This window comes from Acidovorax sp. Root217 (assembly GCF_001428645.1).
Classification (GTDB): Bacteria; Pseudomonadota; Gammaproteobacteria; order Burkholderiales; family Burkholderiaceae_C; genus Acidovorax.
Window position 1 is genome coordinate 200,921 of sequence record NZ_LMIH01000024.1, and the last position, 19,431, is coordinate 220,351.

Genomic DNA, 19,431 nt, shown 5'->3' on the forward strand with positions numbered 1-19,431 from the left:
CATGGATTCCACCACTTCCACGCTCGACCCCCAGGCCATCGCCGAGCATGTGCGCAGCGGCATGCTGGCCAACGACCGCGCCACGCAGGGCCTGGGCATCGCCATCACGGCCATCGGCCCGGGGCAGGCCACGCTCGAGATGACCGTGCGGGCCGACATGCTCAACGGCTTCGATATCTGCCACGGCGGCTTCATCACCACGCTGGCCGATTCGGCCTTCGCCTTCTCGTGCAATGCGCGCAACGAGATGACCGTGGCCTCGGGCCTGTCCATCGACTTCCTGGCACCGGCGCGCGAGGGCGACCGTCTCACGGCCGAGGCCCGCGAGGTCTCGCTGGCCGGCCGCACCGGCGTGTACGACGTGAACGTGCACAACCAGCGCGGCGAAGCGATCGCCGTGTTCCGCGGCCGCTCGTACTGCATGAAGGGCAAGCCCACCGTGCCGCTGGATGCCGCCGGCCGCTGACCCCCCCTACATAGACCCACAGGAGACATCCATGGCCGTGCGCCAACCTGCCCCAGGCGACCTGGAGCCCATCGAAACCGCCAGCCGCGATGAAGTCCAGGCCCTGCAGCTGCAGCGCCTGCGCTGGACGCTGCAGCACGCCTACGACAACGTGGCGCATTACCAGCGTGCCTTCGATGCCAAGGGCGTGCACCCCTCGGACCTCAAACAGCTGTCCGACTTGTCGAAGTTCCCCTTCACCGTCAAGAAGGACCTGCGCGACAACTACCCTTTCGGCATGTTCGCCGTGCCGCGCGAGCAGGTGTCGCGCATCCATGCCTCCTCGGGCACCACGGGCAAGCCCACGGTGGTGGGCTATACGCGCAAGGACATCGACACCTGGGCCGACCTGGTGGCGCGCTCGATCCGCGCTGCGGGCGGGCGCGCCGGCGACCTGATCCACGTGGCCTACGGCTACGGCCTGTTCACGGGCGGGCTGGGCGCGCACTACGGCGCCGAGCGCGCCGGCTGCACGGTGATCCCGATGTCGGGCGGCCAGACCGAAAAGCAGGTGCAGCTGATCCGCGACTTCGCGCCCAGCATCATCATGGTGACGCCCTCGTACATGCAGGTCATCAACGAAGAGTTCGTGCGCCAGGGGCTCGATCCGCGCGAAAGCTCGCTCAAGATCGGCATCTTCGGTGCCGAGCCCTGGACCGAGGCCATGCGCCGCGAGATCGAGACCAAGTCCGGCATCGACGCGGTGGACATCTACGGCCTGTCCGAGGTGATGGGTCCGGGCGTGGCCAGCGAGTGCATCGAGAGCAAGGACGGCCCGGTGGTCTGGGAAGACCATTTCTACCCCGAGATCGTCGACCCCGAGACGGGTGAGGTGCTGCCCGATGGCCAGGAGGGCGAACTGGTGTTCACCTCGCTGAGCAAGGAGGCGCTGCCCATGATCCGCTACCGCACGCGCGACCTCACGCGCCTCTTGCCGCCCACCTCGCGCGCGTTCCGGCGCATGGGCAAGATCGTGGGCCGTTCGGACGACATGCTCATCATCCGCGGGGTGAACGTGTTCCCCACGCAGATCGAAGAGATCGTGCTGCAGAACGAGAAGCTCTCGGGGCAGTACCAGATCCTCGTGGCGCGCGACGGCAACCTCGACCAGGTGACCGTGCGCTGCGAGCTGCAGCCCGGCGTGGCAGACGGCGAGCGCCCGGACCTTACCGGCTGGGTGCAGCACCGCATCAAGACCCTGGTGGGCATCACCTGCCAGGTCGAGGTGCTGGCCACCGACTCCATCGAACGCACGCTGGTGGGCAAGGCCCGCCGCGTGATCGACCAGCGCGCCCGCTGAGCGGCGACCCCCACGAAAGGACACCACGATGTACACCCAGGCCATGGACACCATGGGCAAGGAAGGCGGCGACGCCAAGGCCCTGCGCAGCGCCGAAGAGATGCAGCGCCAGGAGCAGTTCGATGCGCGTATCGACGCAGGCGAATTCATCGAGGCCAAGGACTGGATGCCCGACCACTACCGCAAGACCCTGCTGCGCCAGATCAGCCAGCATGCGCATTCGGAAATCGTCGGCATGCTGCCCGAGGGCAACTGGATATCCCGCGCGCCCACGCTCAAGCGCAAGGCCATCCTGCTGGCCAAGGTGCAGGACGAGGGCGGCCACGGCCTGTACCTGTACGCCGCGGCCGAGACTCTGGGCACCTCGCGCGACCAGATGATCGACGCACTGCACACCGGGCGCGCCAAGTACAGCTCGATCTTCAACTACCCCACGCTGACCTGGGCCGACATGGGCACCATCGGCTGGCTGGTCGATGGCGCGGCCATCATGAACCAGGTGCCGATCTGCCGCTGCTCGTACGCGCCGTATGCGCGTGCCATGGTGCGCATCTGCCGTGAAGAGAGTTTTCACCAGCGCCAGGGCTACGACGCCCTGCTGACCATGATGAAGCAGGGAACCGAGGCGCAGCGTGCCATGGTGCAGGACGCAGTCAACCGCTGGTGGTGGCCCTCCATCATGATGTTCGGCCCGCCGGACGACCAGTCGCCCAACTCCGCACAGTCTATGCGCTGGGGCATCAAGCGCATCTCCAACGACACCCTGCGCCAGAAGTTCATCGACGCCACGGTCGAGCAGGCCCAACTGCTCGGCGTCACCCTGCCCGATCCCGACCTGAAGTGGAATGAAGAGCGCCAGGCGCATGACTACGGCGCCATCGACTGGAGCGAGTTCTGGCGTGTGATCGGCGGCGACGGCCCCTGCAACGAAGAGCGCCTGGGCGCCCGCGTCAAGGCCTGGGACGATGGCGCCTGGGTGCGCGAAGCCGCCCTGGCCCATGCCGCCAAGCACACCCCGGTTCGCGCCGCTGCCTGAGCCTTCCCCATTCGAGATACCCCATGACGACCCCATCCGCCCCCTCCACCCCCGTTGCCGATCCCGCCATGGCCACTGAATGGCCGCTGTGGGAGGTGTTCGTGCGCAGCAAGGCAGGCCTCGACCACAAGCACTGCGGCAGCCTGCACGCGGCCGACCCGCGCATGGCCATCCAGCTGGCGCGCGACGTCTACACCCGCCGCCAGGAAGGCACCAGCGTCTGGGTGGTGCGCTCCGACCAGATCGTGGCCAGCGACCCGGGCGAGAAGGCCATGTACTTCGACCCCGCGCAGGACAAGGTCTACCGCCACCCCACCTTCTACGTGCTGCCCGAGTCCGTGGACCACATGTGAGAGCGACTGCCATGCAAGCCACCAGCATCCACACCAGCCAGGACCCGGCCGTGCAGTACCTGCTGCGCATCGGCGATACCTGCCTGATCCTGGGCCAGCGCCTGTCCGAATGGTGCGGCCACGGTCCCGTGCTCGAAGAAGACATCGCCCTGGCGAACATGGCGCTCGACCTCGTGGGCCAGGCGCGCGCGCTGCTCACGCGGGCCGGCCAGATCGAGGGCCGCGGCCATGACGAAGACCAGCTGGCCTTCCTGCGCGACGAGCGCGACTACGTCAACGTGACCCTGGTCGAGCTGCCGCGCGGCGACTTCGCCTTCACCATGGTGCGCAACACCATGGTGGCCACTCTGCTCAAGCTGCTGTGGGAGCGCCTGGCCAGCTCCAGCGACACCGAGCTGGCCGCCATCGCCGGCAAGGCCCTCAAGGAGGCGCGCTACCACCAGCAGCACTGTGCCGACTGGGTGGTGCGCCTGGGCGACGGCACGGCCGAGTCGCGCCGCCGCACCGAGGCCGCCCTGGCTTCGCTGTGGCGCTACACGCCCGAGCTGTTCGCCTCCGATGCGGTCGAGGACGCTGCCCACGCCGCAGGCCTGGGCCCGCGCTGGGCCGACCTGCAGGGCGCCTGGACGGATGAGATGGCGCAGGTCCTCGCCGCCGCCAGCCTGGCCACGCCCAAAGAGTCGGCGTTTCGCAGCACCGGCAAGCAGGGTGTGCACAGCGAGCACATGGGTTTCATCCTGGCCGAGATGCAGCACCTGCAGCGCAGCTTTCCCGGGGGCGTGTGGTGATGATGGCCGAGGCCATTGCTCGCCCGCAAGCCGCCGACGCACGCATTGCGCGGGCGTGGGAGGTGCTCGCCAACGTGCCCGATCCCGAGGTGCCCGCAGTCTCCGTGTGCGACCTGGGCATCGTGCGCGACGTGCGTCTGGCGGGCGAGGGCCTGGAGATCGTGCTCACCCCCACCTATTCGGGCTGCCCGGCCACCGAGGTGATCGAGCACGACGTGCTGGCGGCCATCGACGCCGCCGGCCTGGGCCCGGCCCACGCCACCCTGCAGCGAGCCCCCGCCTGGACCACCGACTGGATCACCGAGCAAGGGCGCGCGCGCCTGCTGGCCTATGGCATCGCGCCGCCGGGCCCGCTGCCGCCGGGCACCGAGGTGCCGCTGCGCTTCATGCCGCGCACGCATGCCGCTGCGCCGTCGCTGGCCTGCCCGCGCTGCGCCAGCCTGCAGACCGAGCGGCTCTCGGCCTTCGGCTCCACGGCCTGCAAGGCGCTGTACCGCTGCATGGCCTGCCGCGAGCCCTTCGAGCACTTCAAGCCGCTGTGAAGACCCTTTTCACGCCCTCCTACAAGACACCGACATGAGCGTCATCTTCCATCCCCTGCGCGTGCGCGCCATCGAGCCCGACACGGCCGAGGCCGTCATCGTCTCCTTCGACGTGCCGCCCGAACTGCGCGAGGTCTTCGGCTTCACCCAGGGCCAGTACCTCACGCTGCGCACCGACATTGGCGGCCAGGACCTGCGCCGCTCGTACTCCATCTGCGCCGGTGTCGACGATGCCGAGCTGCGCGTGGGCGTGCGCAAGGTCAACGGCGGCGTGTTCTCCAACTGGATCAATGCGCAGCTGCAGGTGGGCGACACCCTGCAGGTCATGGCGCCGCAAGGCCGCTTCTTCGTACCGATACAGCCCCAGGCGCAGCGCAATTACCTGGGCATCGCGGGCGGCAGCGGCATCACGCCCATCCTGTCCATCATGAAGACGGTGCTGGCGCGCGAGCCCGGCAGCCGCTTCACGCTGATCTACGGCAACCGCACGCTGCAGTCCACCATGTTCAAGGAGGAGATCGAGGACCTCAAGAACCGCTACCTCACGCGGCTGGTGCTGCACCATGTGTTCTCGGCCGAGCAGACCGACGCGCCGCTGAACATGGGCTTCGTGAACCGCGAAAAGCTCGCCGAGTTCCTGCGCGCCCTTATCCCCGCGCAGAAAATCGACGAGGCCTTCATCTGCGGTCCCTTCCAGATGAACGACGAGGCCGAGGCCGCGCTGCTGGCGGGCGGCGTGCCGGCCGAGCGCATCCACGTGGAGCGCTTCGGCGTGGCCCTGCCCACAGGCGGGCAGGTGGGGACCGTGGTGCACGAGGCACTTCCGGGCGATGCCAAGACCGCGCGCATCGCCATCGTGCGCGACGGCCTCAGGCGCGAGTTCCCCTTCTCCGACGGGCAGGCGAGCATCCTCGATGCCGCGTCGGCCGCCGGGCTGGAGGTGCCTTTCTCGTGCACGTCCGGCGTGTGCGGCACCTGCCGCGCCAAGTGCGTGGAGGGCGAGGTGCGCATGGAGCGCAACTTTGCGCTCGACAAGGCCGACGTGGCCGCCGGCTTCGTCCTCACCTGCCAGTGCCGGCCCCTGACCGACAGCGTGGTGCTGTCGTTCGACGAGCGGTGATGAACCCGGCTGCCGCAGTGCCGTACAGCGCCTTCTCCCTGGGGAGAATGGGCGCCAGCGTGCTCCCTGTGCGTCGGCATGCGGCAAGATGGCGGCCCTTCACTACCGGATGCAAAGGAAAACTGCCCATGGCCCGAGGACGATCCCCCGGATACGACGACCAGCGCGAATTGATCCTCCGCCATGCCGCCGAACTGTTTGCACGCCGCGGCTACCCCGCCACCTCGATGAACGAGGTGGCCGAGGCCTGCGGCCTGTCCAAGCCCACGCTGTACCACTACTTTCGCGACAAGTACAACCTGCTCGTGCATATCGCCGACGGCCATGTCTCGCGCCTGCAGGCCCTGGTGGACGAGGTGCAGGGCAAGCAGCTCGAACCCGAGGCGCGGCTGCGCGAGCTGATCCACCGCTTCGTCGAGGAATACGCCGAAGCCCAGCATGCCCACCGCGTACTGACCGAGGACGTGCGCTTTCTGCAGCCCGAGGACAGCGAGCGCATCCTCGGCAAGGAGCGCGCCGTGGTGGCCGTTTTTGCCCAGGCGCTGGCGCAGATGCGCCCCGACACCGATGCCGCAGGCCTGACCAAGGCGCTGACCATGCTGCTGTTCGGCATGATCAACTGGATGTTCACCTGGCTCAAGCCCGATGGCGAGCTCGACTACGAGACTATGGCGCCCATCGTGGCCGACCTGTTCTTTGGCGGGTTTCCTGCCGTGCGCATGCCCCCGCCACTGGCCGAAAGGCCTCCCCGTCTATGACAATGCGTGCACCACGCATGTCGTGTATTCCCAAGCGGCCACCAAGAGCCCGCTGAGCGCCGGAGCCATGCTCGGCGCTGACCTCTTTCTTTCACAATGATCCACAGGAGACAAAGCATGAAATTCCGTTTTGCACAACTCGCGCTGGTGGCCGCTGCTGCCGCCATGGCCTGCGGCGCTGCCCTGGCCGACATCACCGTCGGCGTCACGGTGTCGGCCACCGGCCCCGCCGCATCGCTGGGCATTCCCGAGAAGAACACCATCGCTCTGATGCCGCGCACCATCGGCGGCCAGAAGGTCAACTACATCGTGCTCGACGATGCGTCGGACACGACCACGGCCGTGGGCAACACGCGCAAGCTGATCAGCGAAAGCAAGGTCGACATCATCCTGGGATCGAGCACCACGCCCAACTCGCTGGCCATGATCGACGTGGTGGCCGAGGCGCAGACGCCCATGATCTCCATGGCCGCCTCGGCGCGCATCGTCGAGCCCATGGATGCCAAGAAGAAGTGGGTCTTCAAGACCCCGCAGAACGACATCATGATGTCGCTGGCCATCGTCGACCACATGGCCAACGCCGGCATCAAGACCGTGGCCTTCATCGGCTTTGCCGATGCCTACGGCGAAGGCTGGTACCAGGAGTTCGGCAAGGCCGCCGCCATCAAGAAGATCCAGATCGTGGCCAACGAGCGCTATGCGCGCACCGACACCTCGGTGACCGGCCAGACCCTGAAGATGATCTCGGCCAAGCCCGACGCCGTGCTGATCGCCGGCTCCGGCACGCCGGCCGCCCTGCCGCAGAAGGCGCTCAAGGAGCGCGGCTTTACCGGCAAGGTCTACCAGACCCACGGCGTAGCCAATGCCGACTTCCTGCGCGTGGGTGGCAAGGATGTGGAAGGCACCTTCCTGCCCTCCGGTCCCGTGCTCGTGGCCTCGCAACTGCCCGCTTCGCACCCGGTGAAGAAGTCGGCCAGCGCCTACGTGGCCGCCTATGAGGCCGCCAACGGCAAGGACAGCGTCTCCACCTTCGGCGCCCACGGCTGGGATGCTGGCGTGCTGATGGCCGCGGCCGTGCCCGTCGCGCTCAAGAAGGCCAAGCCCGGCACAGTCGAGTTCCGTGCCGCCCTGCGCGATGCGCTGGAGCAGATCAAGGAAGTGCCCGGCGCCCACGGCATCTTCAACATGTCCGAGAACGACCACCTTGGCCTGGACCAGCGCGCCCGCGTGATGGTCAAGATCGAGAACGGCACCTGGAAATACCAGCCCTGACCGAGCACAGCGAGGTCTGATGGCGCAGATGCGAGGGCGGCGGGCTGACGAAGTGCCCGCTGCCTGCGCAGCCCTGCGGCATACCTGCCTTCAATAGACAGAAAGCCGAATATGGATTTGCAGATCGCCCTGCTGCTGGGGCAGGACGGCATTGTCAACGGCGCCATCTATGGACTGATGGCGCTGGCGCTGGTGCTGGTTTTTTCCGTGACCCGGGTGATCTTCATCCCCCAGGGCGAGTTCGTGGCCTTCGGGGCGCTGACCATGGCCATGATGCAGGGTGGGCGCATTCCCGCCACGCTGTGGCTGCTGCTGGGGATGGCCGCGGTGGTGCTGGTGGTCGAGGCGGTGCGCTTTCGGCGCGGCAGCCCCGTGAACTGGTCCGCCACGGTGGTGTGGTGCCTGGTGCTGCCGCTGGTGGCCGCCGGCCTGATCCTCGGGCTGCGCCCCACCTCGCTGGGCATGCAGGCGCTCACCACGCTGATCCTGATCACGCCCATGGGGCCGCTGCTGTACCGCCTGGCGTATCGCCCGCTGGCCGATGCCACGGTGCTGATGCTGCTCATCGTCTCGGTGGCGCTGCATGGCGTGCTGGTGGGCCTGGGCCTGTTGTTCTTCGGCGCCGAAGGCTCGCGCACGCCACCCTTCTCGGAGGCGCGCTTCGACCTCGGCGGCATCCCCGTCTCGGGCCAGTCGCTGGTGGTGCTGGGCGTCACGCTGGCGCTGGTGATGTTGCTGTTCCTGTTCTTCGGCCGCTCCATGGTGGGCAAGGCGCTGCGCGCCACGGCCCTCAACCGCGTGGGCGCGCGCCTCATGGGCATCCCCACCGAGTTGTCGGGCGATGTGAGCTTCGCCCTGGCCGCGCTGATCGGTGCCGTCTCGGGCCTGTTGATCGCGCCGCTCACCACCGTGTACTACGACACGGGTTTCCTGATTGGCTTGAAGGGCTTCGTCGCGGCCATCGTCGGCGGCCTGGGCAGCTACCCCATGGCGCTGCTCGGCGCGCTGATCGTGGGCCAGTTGGAGGCCTTTGCATCGTTCTGGGCCAGTGCCTACAAGGAGGTTCTCGTGTTCACCCTGATCGTGCCCGTGCTGTGGTGGCGCTCGCTCAACAGCCGCCATGTGGAGGATGAGGAATGAGCACGCCCGTCAAGACAGAGATGGCCGCCAGGGCACAAGCTGCAGGCCCATCGCGCGGCATCGTCACGCGCACCCAGCTGACGCTCGCGGCCGTGGCGCTGCTGGCCCTGTGCTGGGGCTTCCTGCCCGACTTCACCGTGGTCGTGCTCAGCTACATCGGCCTGTACGCCATCGTCGCGGCGGGCCTGGTGATGCTCACCGGCGTGGGCGGCATGACCTCGTTTGGCCAGGCGGCCTTCGTGGGCGTCGGGGCCTATGCCACGGCCTGGATCTGCACCGCGCCCGCGTCGGTGCAGGCGCTCTCGGGCATCGTCGGCATGGCCGGCCTGCCCTGGGTGGGGCTGGTGCTGGGCCTGGTGATCACCTTCGCGCTGGCCTGGGGCCTGGGCTCGGTCACGCTCAAGCTCTCGGGCCACTACCTGCCGCTGTGCACCATCGCCTGGGGGCTATCGCTGTACTACCTGTTCGGCAACATGGAGTTCCTCGGCGGGCAGACCGGCATCACCGGCGTGCCCCCGCTCATCGTGGCCGGGTTCTCTCTGGCTTCGCCGCGCGCCATCGGCGTGCTGATCTGGGCGGTGCTGCTGGTGTCGCTGTGGCTGCTGCACAACCTGCTCGATTCGCGCGAGGGCCGTGCCATCCGCGCGCTCAAGGGCGGGCGGGTGATGGCCGAGTCCATGGGGGTGGACACGGCGCACTACCGCATCAAGCTCTTCGTGCTGGCGGCGCTGCTGGCGGCCATCTCGGGCTGGCTGTATGCGCATTTGCAGCGCTTCGTGAGCCCCACGCCGTTCAACCTCAACATCGGCATCGAGTACCTGTTCATGGTCGTGGTCGGCGGTGCCGGCCACCTCTGGGGCGCGGTGCTGGGCGCCACGCTGATCACCCTGCTCAAGGAGAAGCTGCAGGACGTGCTGCCCTCACTCTTGGGCACCAGCGGCAACTTCGAGGTCATCGTCTTCGGCCTGCTCATGGTCTTCGTGCTGCAGCGCTTTGCCGATGGCCTGTGGCCCACGCTGAACCGCCTGGGCGAGCGCTGGCTGCGCCGCGAGGCGCCGCGTGCCGTGCGCCAGGCCACCGAGCTGGCGCAGCGCACGCTGCCAGCGCCCGGCACGGTATTGCTGCAGGCCCGCAACGTGACCAAGCGCTTTGGCGGGCTGGTCGCCAACAACAACGTGTCCATGGACGTCAAGGCCGGCGAGGTGCATGCGCTGATCGGCCCCAACGGCGCCGGCAAGAGCACCTTCTTCAACATGATCTCGGGCGTGGACGACGCCACCGAGGGCGAGGTGCGCCTGGTGGACCAGGCCATGCTGCGCCGCCCCTCGCGGGCCTTCGCCCGCCTGGGCATGGCGCGCACCTTCCAGCATGTGCGCCTGCTGGGCCAGCGCAGCGTGGTCGAGAACGTCGCCCTGGGCGCGCACCAGCGCGCCCACCGCGGCTGGCTGGCCTCGATGCTGCGGCTGGACAGGGCCGAAGAGGCCGCGCTGCTGGCCGAGGCGCGCCGCCAGATCGAGCGCTGCGGCCTGGGCGCCCATGCCGATGCGCCCGCCGCCTCGCTGGCCTTGGGGCAGCAGCGCATCGTGGAGATCGCGCGCGCACTGGCCGGCCAGCCAGCCATCCTGCTGCTAGACGAGCCCGCCGCCGGCCTGCGCCACCTCGAAAAGCGCGCCCTGGCCGACCTGCTGCGCCAGCTGCGCGCCGAGGGCCTGGGCATCCTGGTGGTGGAGCACGACATGGAGTTCGTGATGAACCTGGCCGACCGCATCACGGTGCTGGAGTTCGGCACCGTGATCGCCGAGGGCACGCCCGCACAGGTGCAGAGCAACCAGCGCGTGCTCGATGCCTACCTGGGCGGGTCCGACGACGACCTGCCTGCCGCCACTGCCACCGAAGGAGCCACCGCATGACCGCCTTGCTGCAACTCCAGGACCTCTCCGTGTCGTATGGCCAAGTGGAAGCCGTCCACCAGGTGAGGCTTGACGTGAACGAGGGCGAGATCGTCACCGTCATCGGCCCCAACGGCGCGGGCAAGACCACCTTGCTGTGCGCGGCCATGGGCCTCTTGCCGGCCACCGGCGCCATCACCCTGGCCGGCGAGCGCATCGTGCGCCCCAGCGTGGAAGCCATGGTGGCGCGCGGCGTGGCCCTGGTGCCCGAAAAGCGCGAGCTGTTTGGCGAGATGTCGGTGGAGGACAACCTGCTGCTGGGCGGTTTTTCGCGCTGGCGCCGTGGCCAGCGCGACCAGGCGCAGCGCATGGACGAGGTGTTCGAGATCTTCCCGCGCCTGCGCGAGCGCCGCCCGCAACTGGCCTCCACGCTCTCGGGCGGCGAGCGCCAGATGCTGGCCATCGGCCGTGCGCTGATGGCGCGCCCGCGCCTGTTGATGCTCGACGAGCCCTCGCTCGGCCTGGCCCCGCTCATCGTGCGCGAGGTGCTGCAGGTGGTGTCTTCGCTGCGGGCGCATGGCGTGTCGGTGCTGCTGGTGGAGCAGAACGCGCGCGCCGCGCTGCGCGTGGCCGATCGGGCCTACGTGCTCGAAATGGGCGCCGTGGCGCTCACGGGTGCCGCGCAGGATCTGCTCAACGACCGCCGCATCATCGACACCTACCTGGGCATGGGCGGGGCTGCGCACGCCCCGGCCGAGGTGGCCTGAGATTTTTTCGGGGAGCGCCAGCGCGCTCCCAGGGCTGCTGCGTGACGCGGCGGCAGCTCCGTTATTCCATCCTTCCGCATGCCAGGCCTGGCACCGGAAGGTTTTTGCGTTGTGATGAAGAACCATAAAGACGACAGGAGACAAGACAACATGGCAGCAGCAGGAGTTCAACCCCTCTCACGCGCGGGTGCCGCCCGCCGGCGCACCGCACTCGCAATGGCCCTGGGCTGGGCCACCGGAACGGCCTGGGCCCAGGACAGCGCGGGCGTGACCGACGGCGAGATCGTCATCGGCCAGTCGTGCCAGTTGAGCGGTCCGCTCGCGGCACTGACCAGCGAAGTGCGCCAGGGCTCGGCCCTGTATTTCGACCACGTCAATGCCTCGGGCGGCGTGCGCGGCCGCAAGATCCGCGTGGTCGCCATCGACGATGCCTACGACCCCAAGAAGGCGGCCGAGAACACGAAGAAGCTGATCGACGAGGACAAGGTGCTCGCGCTGTTCCAGTACGCCGGCACGCCCCCGGCCCTGGCCGCCCTGCCGATTGCCGAGGATCGCGGCGTGCCCTTCATCGCGCCGTTCACGGGCTCTGACGGCCTGCGCCAGGCTGGCAGCCGCTACGTTTTCAACATCAAGGCCGGCTATGCGGCCGAACTCGATGCCACGGTCAAGCAACTGGCCTCGGTGGGCATCGCGCGCATCGCGGCGGTCTACCTCAACAACCCCTTCGGCACCGGCGGCCTGGCCTCGGTCGAGAAGTCGGTCAAGAACCACAAGGTGGAACTTGTGGCCCAGGCCCCGCTGGAGGTGGACGGCTCGAAGATGGCCGACGCCGTGGCTGTGGTGGCCAAGGCCGCGCCCCAGGCCATCATCGTCATCAGCGCGGGCAAGCCCAGCGTGGATTTCGTCGATGCCTACCTGGCGGCCGGCCACCGCACCACGTTCTACATGCTCTCGGTGATCAGCAACGCGCAACTGGTCAAGGCCCTCGGAGAACGCGCACGGGGCATCGTGGTCTCGCAGGTCGTGCCCTCGCCGTGGAACCAGAGCATGCCGATCTCGCGCGAGTTCCAGACCCTGGCCAAGGCCAAGGGCATCACCGAGTACACCTTCAGCCAGATGGAGGGCTTCATCTCCGCCCGCTTCCTGGTCGAAGCGCTGCAGCGCGCCGGCGCCAAGCCCACGCGCGCAGGACTGGTGCAGGCCATGGAGTCGATGAAGAGCGTGAACCTGGGCGGCTACCCCGTGGAGCTATCGGCCACGCAGCACAGCTCGGGCAAGTTTGTTGATCTGCTGATGATGGGCCGCGACGGCCGTTTTACGAAGTAAGCAGCGCACCGCCCTGCGCCGCCTCCAGCAGCCGCGTGAGCAGCGGGTGCATGACCTTGCGCGCGTTGTAGATCAAGTGGAACTGCTCCTGCACGTCGGGCGTGGAGCCCACCTGCACCAGGCCGTGGGTCTTGAGCAGGTGTGCGCCCACTGTCACGGGGGCCGGCATCACGCCCATGCCCGTGGCGGCAAAGGTGCTCAGCAGGGCGCTGTCCTCGAACTCGCCGGCAATGCGCGGGCGGATGCGTTCGCGCTCCAGCCAGTGGTCGATGCGCGCGCGCATGGCGGCGTGGTCGGTGGGCAGCAGCACTGGCACCACGGCCAGGCTTTGCGGAAACTGCCGGGCCGCCGCTTCGGCCCACACAGGCGGCGCGTACCAGGCCACGGCACTCGTGCCCAGCAGTTGGCTGGTGGTTTTGAGGGCCGGGTTCGGCGGCGCGGCGCGGTCGGCCAGCACCGCGTCGAGCTTGTGCAGCGCGAGCTCGCCGAGCAGCGGCTGGAATTCCCCCTCGTGGCACAGCAGGCGCAGGTGCGGCTCGTCGAGCACCGGCGTCAGCAGCCGGTGCATGGCCAGCTTGGCGATGCCGTCGGAGATGCCCAGGTTCAGCCGCAGCGTCCGGCCGCTGGCGGCCTCGCGCACGCGGTGGGTCAACTGCTCGCCCAGCGCAAAGATCTGGTCGGCCTCGTGCAGCGCGGCCACGCCCGCCTCGGTGAGCACCAGGCTGCGCCCCTCGGTGCGCAGCAGGCTGGTGCCCAAGGCCTGCTCCAGCAGGCGCACCTGCGCGCTGATGGTCTGCACGGCCATGTCCAGCCGCTCGGCGGCGCGCGCGATACCGCCCTCCTTGGCGACCACCCAGAAGTAATACAGGTGGCGGTAGTTGAAGCTCTGGCTCATGGTGTTGCGTATCCCAACAGGCTGAAGGGGTATGGGCGTGGAGAATATTTGGTTCGTAAAAACCGAACCCATAGTACCGTGAAGACAGGTTTTTAAGATGCAAAAGCATCCCTACAGTGCGGGCTTGCCCTGAAATTCCCAACTGACCGCACCGGAGAGAACCCATGCGCCATGCCGCCCCCCGTCCCCTGTCCACCCCGACCCCGGGCCTGCCACCCCTGCCGCGTTCGCGGCGCTGACGCCATCGCGCGAAGGATCAGAACATCATGGAAACAATCGGAACCTGGTGGATGTGGGCGGGGTTTGCCGTCTTTGTGGTCGTGGCCATCGGCATCGACCTATTGGTCATGGAGCGCCAGGGCGCGCACAAGGTCACGACCAAGGAAGCCCTGAAATGGAGCGCCCTGTGGTTCTCGCTGGCCTTCGTGTTCGTGGCCGGCCTGTGGTGGTACCTGGACGGCAGCCAGGGCCGCGAGGTGGCCAACACCGTGTCGATGCAGTTCATCACCGGCTACCTGGTGGAAAAGAGCCTGTCCATCGACAACATCTTCGTCTTCCTGATGCTGTTCAGCTACTTTGCGGTACCTCCACAGCACCAGAAGCGCGCGCTGATCATAGGCATCATCGGCGCCATCGTACTGCGCACGCTGCTGATCCTGGCAGGCGCCTGGCTGCTGGCCTCGTTCCACTGGCTGCTCTACGTGTTCGGCGCCTTCCTGGTGTTCACGGGTGCCAAGATGTGGTTCGCCGCCGGCCAGGAGCCCGACATCGCGACCAACCCGGTGCTGCGCTTTCTGCGCAAGCGCATCCGCATCGCCGACGTGTTCGACGGCGAGAAGCTGACCACCAGCATCAACGGCGTCAAGCACTACACGCCGCTGTTCGTGGTGCTGATCCTGATCGGCACCACGGACATCATCTTCGCGGTGGACAGCATCCCGGCCATCTTCGCGATCACCAGCGACCCGTTCATCGTGCTCACGGCCAACATCTTCGCCATCCTGGGCCTGCGTGCGCTGTACTTCCTGCTGGCCGACCTGGCCGACCGCTTCCACCTGCTGGCCTATGGCCTGGCCCTGGTGCTGGTGTTCATCGGCGGCAAGATGCTGCTCATCGACCTGGTGAAGATCCCGATCGGCTACGCTCTGCTGGTCACCGCGGGCCTGATTGCCGGCTCCATCGTCCTGTCGCTGCGCAGCTCGGCCGGCAGCCCACCGGCTGCTGAGCCTCCCAAGCCTTGAAGGAGACCGGCCATGGACATGATCGAATCGGTGATGCTCACCCTGATGGTGGCCCTGGCGGGCACGGCCCTGATGGCCTGGCGCCTGGGCAACGACCGGCGCGACGTGGGCCTGCTCACGGCCCTGGCAACGCTGTGGGGCCTGGCCACCGCAGCGGCCTTCAGCTGGTGACGGCCCGCCCATGCGGATGCTGAGCACCCTGCGCCGCAAGCTGCGCCACCTGGAGCCGAGTGTGCGAGACCAGTTGGCACGCACGGCATTGGCCCGTGCCGTGCCGTGGATGGAGCAGCGTGCGCTGTTCCGCTTCCAGCGCGAGCCGCTGGCACGCGGGGTCGCCGCCGGCCTGTTCTGCGGGCTCATTCCCGGCCCGCTGCAATTGGTGGGCGCGGTCGGCGCCTGCGCCTGGCTGCGCGGCAACGTGGTGGCCGGCGGCGTCACCACCTTCTATACGAACCCCTTGACCACCGTGCCGCTGTATGTGCTGGCCTTCCAGGTGGGCTCGCTGGTGCTGCCCGGCGAGCAGTCGCTGCCGGCCTTCAATGCGGCCGGCCCGGCAGGCGCCTTCAGCGTGCAGGCGCTGGCCGAGTGGATGCAGGCGCTGGGCACGCCGCTGCTGGTCGGCCTGCCGGTGCTGGGCTTGGTCCTCGCCGTACTGGGTTATGCAGCGGTGCAGGCCCTGTGGCTCGCGCCCGTGCTGCAACGCGGGCGCCGCCGGCAGCGTGCCCGCGCCCTGCGCGACCAGGCCTGAGCCTGTGGCTCAATCGAGCTTGACGCCGACCTTGGCAATCACGCGGCCCCATTTTTCTCGCTCGGCGCGCGCATAGCTGCCCATCTGGGCCGGGGTGCCGGGCAGGGGCTCCACACCCAGGGCCTGCAGGCGCGCGCGCGTGCGCGTATCGGCCAGGGCGGTCTGCAGCGCCTTGCTGAACTGGGCCACGGCCTCGGCCGAAGTGCCCGTGGGGGCCACCAGCCCTTGCCATGCATAGCCTTCGAATCCCTGCAGCCCCTGCTCCTGGATGGTGGCCACGTCGGGCATGGTCGCCACGCGCTGCGGGCTGGCCACGCCGATGGCGCGCACCTTGTTCGTGGCAAGGAAGGGGTAGACCGTGGCGCTGTCGATCCACATCGCCGGCACCTGGCCGCCGATCACGTCCTGGATGGCCGGGGCCGCGCCGCGGTAGGGCACGTGGGTCAGCTTGAGGCCGCTCTGCTCGCGGAACAGCTCGCCCACCAGGTGGTGCGGGCTGCCGGGGCCGGCCGACGCCCAGTTCACGCCATCGGCGTTGCCCTTGGCCCAGGCCATGAACTCCTTGAGGTTCTTCGCGGGCACGTTGTTCGAGACCACCAGGAACATCGGAAAGCGCACCAGCAGGCCCACGGGCTGGAAGTCCTTCTCGGCGTTGTAGCTCAGCTTGCTGAACAGGAAGGGGTTGGCCGCCAGCGTGGCGAAGTCGGCCGAGAAGATGAGGTTGCCGAAATCCTTGTGGCGCGCGGCATAGTCGGCCGCGATGTTGGTGCCCGCGCCGGGCTTGTTGTTGATGATGACGGGGCGGCCCAGGCTGGCGCCCATGGATTCGGCAATGGTGCGGGCCACGATGTCCGAGCCACCGCCGGCCGCGTAGCCGACCACCCATTCCAGGGGCTTGCTGTGGTCCTGCGCGTGCAGGGGCAGGGCGAGGGGCGTGAGTGCCAGGCCCGCGAGGGTGGCGAGGAAGTGTTGGCGCAGCATGGTGGTTTGTCTCCGGTGGTCAAGGGATGGATGGGGTTGGAACGGGCACAGCGGCGCCGCAGGCCCCGTCTGTGCGGGGCTTGCGCGGTGGCTGAATGGTGGTTGGGGGCGGTTGTGGGCGGCGTCAGTTCGCAGCGTGCACCGGCGCGACCGGTGTCACGGCCGCCATGTCTGCAGCGCTGGCGGGCGCGTTGCTGCCGCGCGCCAGCTTCAGCGCATGCAGCAGCGTGGCCTGGTCGCCGATGTGGTTGGCCAGCAGCAGGACCAGGCGGGCATTCATCGCGTGGCTCTCTGGCGGCGTGAGGCCCTGGTGCGCGTTGATCAGTGCCTCGTAGAAATCGTCGCAGGCCTGCAGGTGGGGCTGGGTGTTCAGCATGGTATGGCGCTCCTGGTTCAGGCGGTGGCCGTAGCGGTGGCGAGGGCCGCACGTACCGCGGCTTCGGTGGGGATGCGCCAGCGCGCGCACACATGCTGGTCGGGCCGCACCAGGTAGGCCGTGCCGGGCTGGGCGTCCAGGCGCCTGGCCAGCAGGCCCTGGGTGTCCTGCAGGTCGGTGCCCACCTGCAGCAGCTTCACCTGGGGCAGGGTGGCGGCCCAGGCCGGAGCGGGGCCGAACACCAGCAGCGTGAAGTCCGGCCCCAGCGTGCGCAGCAGCCAGGCGCTCTGGCCACCGTGCAGCACGGGCGCATCGAGCAGCACCGCGCCCGGCACCTGGGTGCCGGTAAACGCATCGCCGTCGGGCGTGTTCAGCGCCGAGCCGTGCAGCGTGGCCGGCACCGACAGGCGCCCGCTGTTGACGATGCGGCGCGCAAACGGGTGCTCGCGCGCCAGCTCCAGCGCGGCGTCGCGGAACAGGCGGCTGATCTCGCTCTTGGGTGTGATGAAGTCGGTGGCCCGGGTCGAGTTGGCGATGTTCTCGTCGGCCGCGTACTCGCGCTCGGGGCCGTAGGTGGCCAGCAGCTTCTCGCCGGCCCGGCCGCGCAGTACCCAGTCGAGCTTCCAGGCCAGGTTCTCGGCGTCCTGCACGCCGCTGTTGGCGCCCCGTGCGCCAAAGGGCGACACACCGTGCGCGCTGTCGCCCGCGAACACCACGCGGCCGTGCACGAAGCGGTCCATGCGCAGGCAGGCAAAGGTGTAGACACTGGCCCATTCGAGCTCGAATTGCGCATCGGGGCCCAGCAGCGCGCGCACGCGCGGGAGGATGTTCTCGGGCTTCTTCTCTTCCTCGGGGTCGGCGTTCCAGCCCAGCTGGAAGTCGATGCGCCAGACATTGTCGGGCTGGCGGTGCAGCAGCACGCTCTGGTTGGGGTGGAAGGGCGGGTCGAACCAGAACCAGCGCTCGGTCGGAAAGTCGGCGCTGCTGGCCATCTTCACGTCGGCGATCAGAAAGCGGTCCTGGAAGATGCGGCCTTTGCTCTCCAGGCCCATCAGCTGGCGCAGCGGCGAGCGCGAACCATCGCAGGCGGCGACCCACTGCGCGTCGATGCTGTAGCAGCCCTCGGGTGTTTCAATGGTCAGCAGCGCACCGTCATCGCGCGGCGCAATGCCAGTGACCTTGTTGTGCCAGCGCAGTTCGATGTTGGGCAACTGCAGCGCCCGCTCCACCAGGTAGGCCTCGGCGTAGTACTGCTGCAGGTTGATGAAGGCCGGCCGTTCGTGCCCTTCTTCGGGCATCAGGTTGAACTCGTACAGCGGCGCGTCGTGGAAGAACACCTTGCCCACGTTCCACGAGACGCCCTTGTCCACCATGCGCTGGCCCACGCCCAGGCGGTCCCAGATCTCCAGGGTGCGCTTGGCAAAGCAGATGGCGCGCGAGCCGCTGGACAGCTTGCAGTCGTTGTCCAGCACCACCACGCGCTGGCCGCGCTGGGCCAGGTCGATAGCCAGGGACAGGCCCACGGGCCCCGCGCCCACCACCACGACGGGGTGCTGCACGGGTGCCGGGGCATCCTGGTCGGGGGAGCGCCGGTAGGCGAATTCGATGGCCTGTACCTGGACGCCTGTTCCGTCGAAGGCGGGTGGCGCGGACGTTGTTGTTGTCATGCTTGTCTCCTCCGGGGCGCCTCAGCCTTCCAGCGACTTCCACATCTGCACGTCGCGCTCGGCGGTCCAGATGCGTGGGTCCGGGTACTGCGTGGCTTCGTCGTACGCGCGCGTCACGTCAAACGGCATGCAGTGGTTGAAGATCACCCAGTTGCCGTACTTGGGCTGCAATTTGGCGAAGGTGGCTTCGTACACCTTGCGCAGGTCCTCGCCCTTGGCGGCGCTTTCCTTGACGCTCTCGTACAGGTCGCTGATGAAGGCACGCGTGCCGGCCAGGCCTTCCTGCACCTGGGCGGGCGTCTGCAGCGCGGCGCCCCGGCCGGGCACCAGCTTCTCGGGCTTCAAGGCCGCCAGGTTGTCCAGGGTCTGCGGCCAGTCGTTGAAGTAGGCATCGCCCGCGTACGGCGTGGCGCCGAATTCCACCAGATCGCCGCTGAACAGGATCTTCTCTGCTGGCAGCCAGGCCACGGTATCGCCCTTGGTATGGCCGCGGCCCAGCTGCAGGATTTGCACCTCAAGCTTGCCCAGCCACAGCGTCATCTTCTTGTTGAAGGTCATGGTCGGCCAGGTCAGGCCGTCCGGCACGCTTTCCACATTCTGGAACAGGCGCGGGAAGCGGCCGATCTCGCTGTCCTTGTCGAACTGGCCGCGCTCGACGATCAGGTCGCGCGTGTCCTCGCTGGCGATGATGTGCTCGGCCCCGTAGGCGCTGGCGCCCAGCACGCGC

Annotated in this window: 21 protein-coding genes; 16 read left to right on the forward strand and 5 right to left on the reverse strand. The window is 68.3% G+C overall.

The annotated features are described in order from the left end of the window. Position 1: 1 nt before the first annotated feature. From paaI to ASE31_RS22620, 13 genes are all read left to right on the forward strand, one after another. On the forward strand, positions 2 to 466 hold the full coding sequence (gene paaI / locus ASE31_RS22560; RefSeq protein WP_057204036.1) for a hydroxyphenylacetyl-CoA thioesterase PaaI: 465 nt from the start codon (positions 2 to 4) through the stop codon (positions 464 to 466). Between the two features lie 31 nt (positions 467 to 497). After that, on the forward strand, positions 498 to 1,805 hold the full coding sequence (gene paaK / locus ASE31_RS22565) for a phenylacetate--CoA ligase PaaK (RefSeq protein WP_057204141.1): 1,308 nt from the start codon (positions 498 to 500) through the stop codon (positions 1,803 to 1,805). A gap of 28 nt (positions 1,806 to 1,833) precedes the next feature. Continuing rightward, on the forward strand, positions 1,834 to 2,841 hold the full coding sequence (paaA, locus tag ASE31_RS22570) for a 1,2-phenylacetyl-CoA epoxidase subunit PaaA (protein WP_057204037.1): 1,008 nt from the start codon (positions 1,834 to 1,836) through the stop codon (positions 2,839 to 2,841). A 23-nt stretch (positions 2,842 to 2,864) separates the two neighbouring features. Beyond that, positions 2,865 to 3,194: a 1,2-phenylacetyl-CoA epoxidase subunit PaaB gene (gene paaB, locus ASE31_RS22575; RefSeq protein WP_235514725.1), complete on the forward strand. Its 330-nt coding sequence runs from the start codon at positions 2,865 to 2,867 to the stop codon at positions 3,192 to 3,194. Between the two features lie 11 nt (positions 3,195 to 3,205). Continuing rightward, positions 3,206 to 3,982: a 1,2-phenylacetyl-CoA epoxidase subunit PaaC gene (gene paaC / locus ASE31_RS22580; protein WP_057204039.1), complete on the forward strand. Its 777-nt coding sequence runs from the start codon at positions 3,206 to 3,208 to the stop codon at positions 3,980 to 3,982. Beyond that, complete coding sequence (paaD, locus tag ASE31_RS22585) at positions 3,982 to 4,524, forward strand: 1,2-phenylacetyl-CoA epoxidase subunit PaaD (protein ID WP_057204040.1); 543 nt, start codon at positions 3,982 to 3,984, stop codon at positions 4,522 to 4,524. The genes paaC and paaD overlap by 1 nt, the downstream gene beginning before the upstream one ends. Positions 4,525 to 4,558: 34 nt before the next feature. Then, positions 4,559 to 5,644: a 1,2-phenylacetyl-CoA epoxidase subunit PaaE gene (gene paaE / locus ASE31_RS22590; protein WP_057204041.1), complete on the forward strand. Its 1,086-nt coding sequence runs from the start codon at positions 4,559 to 4,561 to the stop codon at positions 5,642 to 5,644. A gap of 128 nt (positions 5,645 to 5,772) precedes the next feature. Beyond that, positions 5,773 to 6,402, forward strand: coding sequence for a TetR/AcrR family transcriptional regulator (locus ASE31_RS22595; protein ID WP_057204042.1), 630 nt, complete (start codon positions 5,773 to 5,775; stop codon positions 6,400 to 6,402). A gap of 117 nt (positions 6,403 to 6,519) precedes the next feature. Continuing rightward, a complete protein-coding gene (locus tag ASE31_RS22600; RefSeq protein WP_057204043.1) occupies positions 6,520 to 7,674 on the forward strand; it encodes an ABC transporter substrate-binding protein in 1,155 nt (384 codons plus the stop codon). Between the two features lie 111 nt (positions 7,675 to 7,785). After that, positions 7,786 to 8,814: a branched-chain amino acid ABC transporter permease gene (locus tag ASE31_RS22605; RefSeq protein WP_057204044.1), complete on the forward strand. Its 1,029-nt coding sequence runs from the start codon at positions 7,786 to 7,788 to the stop codon at positions 8,812 to 8,814. Then, on the forward strand, positions 8,811 to 10,724 hold the full coding sequence (locus ASE31_RS22610) for an ATP-binding cassette domain-containing protein (protein ID WP_082604312.1): 1,914 nt from the start codon (positions 8,811 to 8,813) through the stop codon (positions 10,722 to 10,724). Before ASE31_RS22605 ends, ASE31_RS22610 begins: the two co-directional genes overlap by 4 nt. Next, a complete protein-coding gene (locus ASE31_RS22615; RefSeq protein ID WP_057204046.1) occupies positions 10,721 to 11,470 on the forward strand; it encodes an ABC transporter ATP-binding protein in 750 nt (249 codons plus the stop codon). The genes ASE31_RS22610 and ASE31_RS22615 overlap by 4 nt, the downstream gene beginning before the upstream one ends. 150 nt (positions 11,471 to 11,620) lie before the next feature. Continuing rightward, entirely contained in the window at positions 11,621 to 12,796 is a 1,176-nt protein-coding gene (locus tag ASE31_RS22620; RefSeq protein WP_162261428.1) for an ABC transporter substrate-binding protein, read from the forward strand. Here the strand turns inward: ASE31_RS22620 and ASE31_RS22625 are convergent. Further along, positions 12,786 to 13,691, reverse strand: a complete 906-nt coding sequence (locus ASE31_RS22625; RefSeq protein WP_057204048.1) for a LysR substrate-binding domain-containing protein — start codon at positions 13,689 to 13,691, stop codon at positions 12,786 to 12,788. The two genes, ASE31_RS22620 and ASE31_RS22625, sit on opposite strands and share 11 nt — an antisense overlap. A 266-nt stretch (positions 13,692 to 13,957) precedes the next feature. Here ASE31_RS22625 and ASE31_RS22630 point away from each other — a divergent pair, with 266 nt between their 5' ends. Genes ASE31_RS22630 through ASE31_RS22635 form a run of 3 tightly spaced genes read left to right on the forward strand, consistent with a single transcriptional unit; the run spans position 13,958 to position 15,680 of the window. Further along, positions 13,958 to 14,932, forward strand: coding sequence for a TerC family protein (locus tag ASE31_RS22630; RefSeq protein ID WP_057204049.1), 975 nt, complete (start codon positions 13,958 to 13,960; stop codon positions 14,930 to 14,932). A gap of 12 nt (positions 14,933 to 14,944) precedes the next feature. After that, positions 14,945 to 15,103 (forward strand): hypothetical protein, encoded by a 159-nt coding sequence (locus ASE31_RS32285; protein WP_164470727.1) that lies wholly within the window; start codon positions 14,945 to 14,947, stop codon positions 15,101 to 15,103. Between the two features lie 10 nt (positions 15,104 to 15,113). Further along, positions 15,114 to 15,680, forward strand: a complete 567-nt coding sequence (locus ASE31_RS22635; protein ID WP_235514726.1) for a DUF2062 domain-containing protein — start codon at positions 15,114 to 15,116, stop codon at positions 15,678 to 15,680. A 9-nt stretch (positions 15,681 to 15,689) separates the two neighbouring features. Here the strand turns inward: ASE31_RS22635 and ASE31_RS22640 are convergent, their stop codons facing one another. The 4 genes from ASE31_RS22640 to ASE31_RS22655 all read right to left on the reverse strand — a co-directional run. Then, positions 15,690 to 16,661: a tripartite tricarboxylate transporter substrate binding protein gene (locus ASE31_RS22640; protein ID WP_057204051.1), complete on the reverse strand. Its 972-nt coding sequence runs from the start codon at positions 16,659 to 16,661 to the stop codon at positions 15,690 to 15,692. 124 nt (positions 16,662 to 16,785) lie between these two features. Next, positions 16,786 to 17,037 carry a DUF2783 domain-containing protein gene (locus tag ASE31_RS22645; RefSeq protein ID WP_057204052.1) on the reverse strand — a complete coding sequence of 84 codons (252 nt, stop codon included), beginning with the start codon at positions 17,035 to 17,037 and terminating at the stop codon, positions 16,786 to 16,788. Positions 17,038 to 17,054: 17 nt separating this feature from the next. Further along, entirely contained in the window at positions 17,055 to 18,704 is a 1,650-nt protein-coding gene (locus ASE31_RS22650) for an FAD-dependent oxidoreductase (protein WP_057204053.1), read from the reverse strand. 21 nt (positions 18,705 to 18,725) lie between these two features. After that, the coding region (locus ASE31_RS22655; protein WP_235514727.1) for an MBL fold metallo-hydrolase at positions 18,726 to 19,431 on the reverse strand (706 nt) is incomplete at its 5' end.

Bases quoted from the DNA above. Each gene is read 5' to 3' on its own strand.
- ASE31_RS22625 (WP_057204048.1), bottom strand. From the start codon at position 13,691: ATGAGCCAGAGCTTCAACTACCGCCACCTGTATTACTTCTGGGTGGTC.
- paaB (WP_235514725.1), top strand. From the start codon at position 2,865: ATGACGACCCCATCCGCCCCCTCCACCCCCGTTGCCGATCCCGCCATG.
- ASE31_RS22620 (WP_162261428.1), top strand. From the start codon at position 11,621: ATGGCAGCAGCAGGAGTTCAACCCCTCTCACGCGCGGGTGCCGCCCGC.
- ASE31_RS22615 (WP_057204046.1), top strand. From the start codon at position 10,721: ATGACCGCCTTGCTGCAACTCCAGGACCTCTCCGTGTCGTATGGCCAA.
- ASE31_RS32285 (WP_164470727.1), top strand. From the start codon at position 14,945: ATGGACATGATCGAATCGGTGATGCTCACCCTGATGGTGGCCCTGGCG.
- ASE31_RS22630 (WP_057204049.1), top strand. From the start codon at position 13,958: ATGGAAACAATCGGAACCTGGTGGATGTGGGCGGGGTTTGCCGTCTTT.
- ASE31_RS22595 (WP_057204042.1), top strand. From the start codon at position 5,773: ATGGCCCGAGGACGATCCCCCGGATACGACGACCAGCGCGAATTGATC.
- paaK (WP_057204141.1), top strand. From the start codon at position 498: ATGGCCGTGCGCCAACCTGCCCCAGGCGACCTGGAGCCCATCGAAACC.
- ASE31_RS22645 (WP_057204052.1), bottom strand. From the start codon at position 17,037: ATGCTGAACACCCAGCCCCACCTGCAGGCCTGCGACGATTTCTACGAG.
- paaD (WP_057204040.1), top strand. From the start codon at position 3,982: ATGATGGCCGAGGCCATTGCTCGCCCGCAAGCCGCCGACGCACGCATT.
- paaE (WP_057204041.1), top strand. From the start codon at position 4,559: ATGAGCGTCATCTTCCATCCCCTGCGCGTGCGCGCCATCGAGCCCGAC.
- ASE31_RS22600 (WP_057204043.1), top strand. From the start codon at position 6,520: ATGAAATTCCGTTTTGCACAACTCGCGCTGGTGGCCGCTGCTGCCGCC.
- ASE31_RS22640 (WP_057204051.1), bottom strand. From the start codon at position 16,661: ATGCTGCGCCAACACTTCCTCGCCACCCTCGCGGGCCTGGCACTCACG.
- ASE31_RS22605 (WP_057204044.1), top strand. From the start codon at position 7,786: ATGGATTTGCAGATCGCCCTGCTGCTGGGGCAGGACGGCATTGTCAAC.
- paaI (WP_057204036.1), top strand. From the start codon at position 2: ATGGATTCCACCACTTCCACGCTCGACCCCCAGGCCATCGCCGAGCAT.
- ASE31_RS22610 (WP_082604312.1), top strand. From the start codon at position 8,811: ATGAGCACGCCCGTCAAGACAGAGATGGCCGCCAGGGCACAAGCTGCA.
- ASE31_RS22650 (WP_057204053.1), bottom strand. From the start codon at position 18,704: ATGACAACAACAACGTCCGCGCCACCCGCCTTCGACGGAACAGGCGTC.
- paaC (WP_057204039.1), top strand. From the start codon at position 3,206: ATGCAAGCCACCAGCATCCACACCAGCCAGGACCCGGCCGTGCAGTAC.
- ASE31_RS22635 (WP_235514726.1), top strand. From the start codon at position 15,114: ATGCGGATGCTGAGCACCCTGCGCCGCAAGCTGCGCCACCTGGAGCCG.
- paaA (WP_057204037.1), top strand. From the start codon at position 1,834: ATGTACACCCAGGCCATGGACACCATGGGCAAGGAAGGCGGCGACGCC.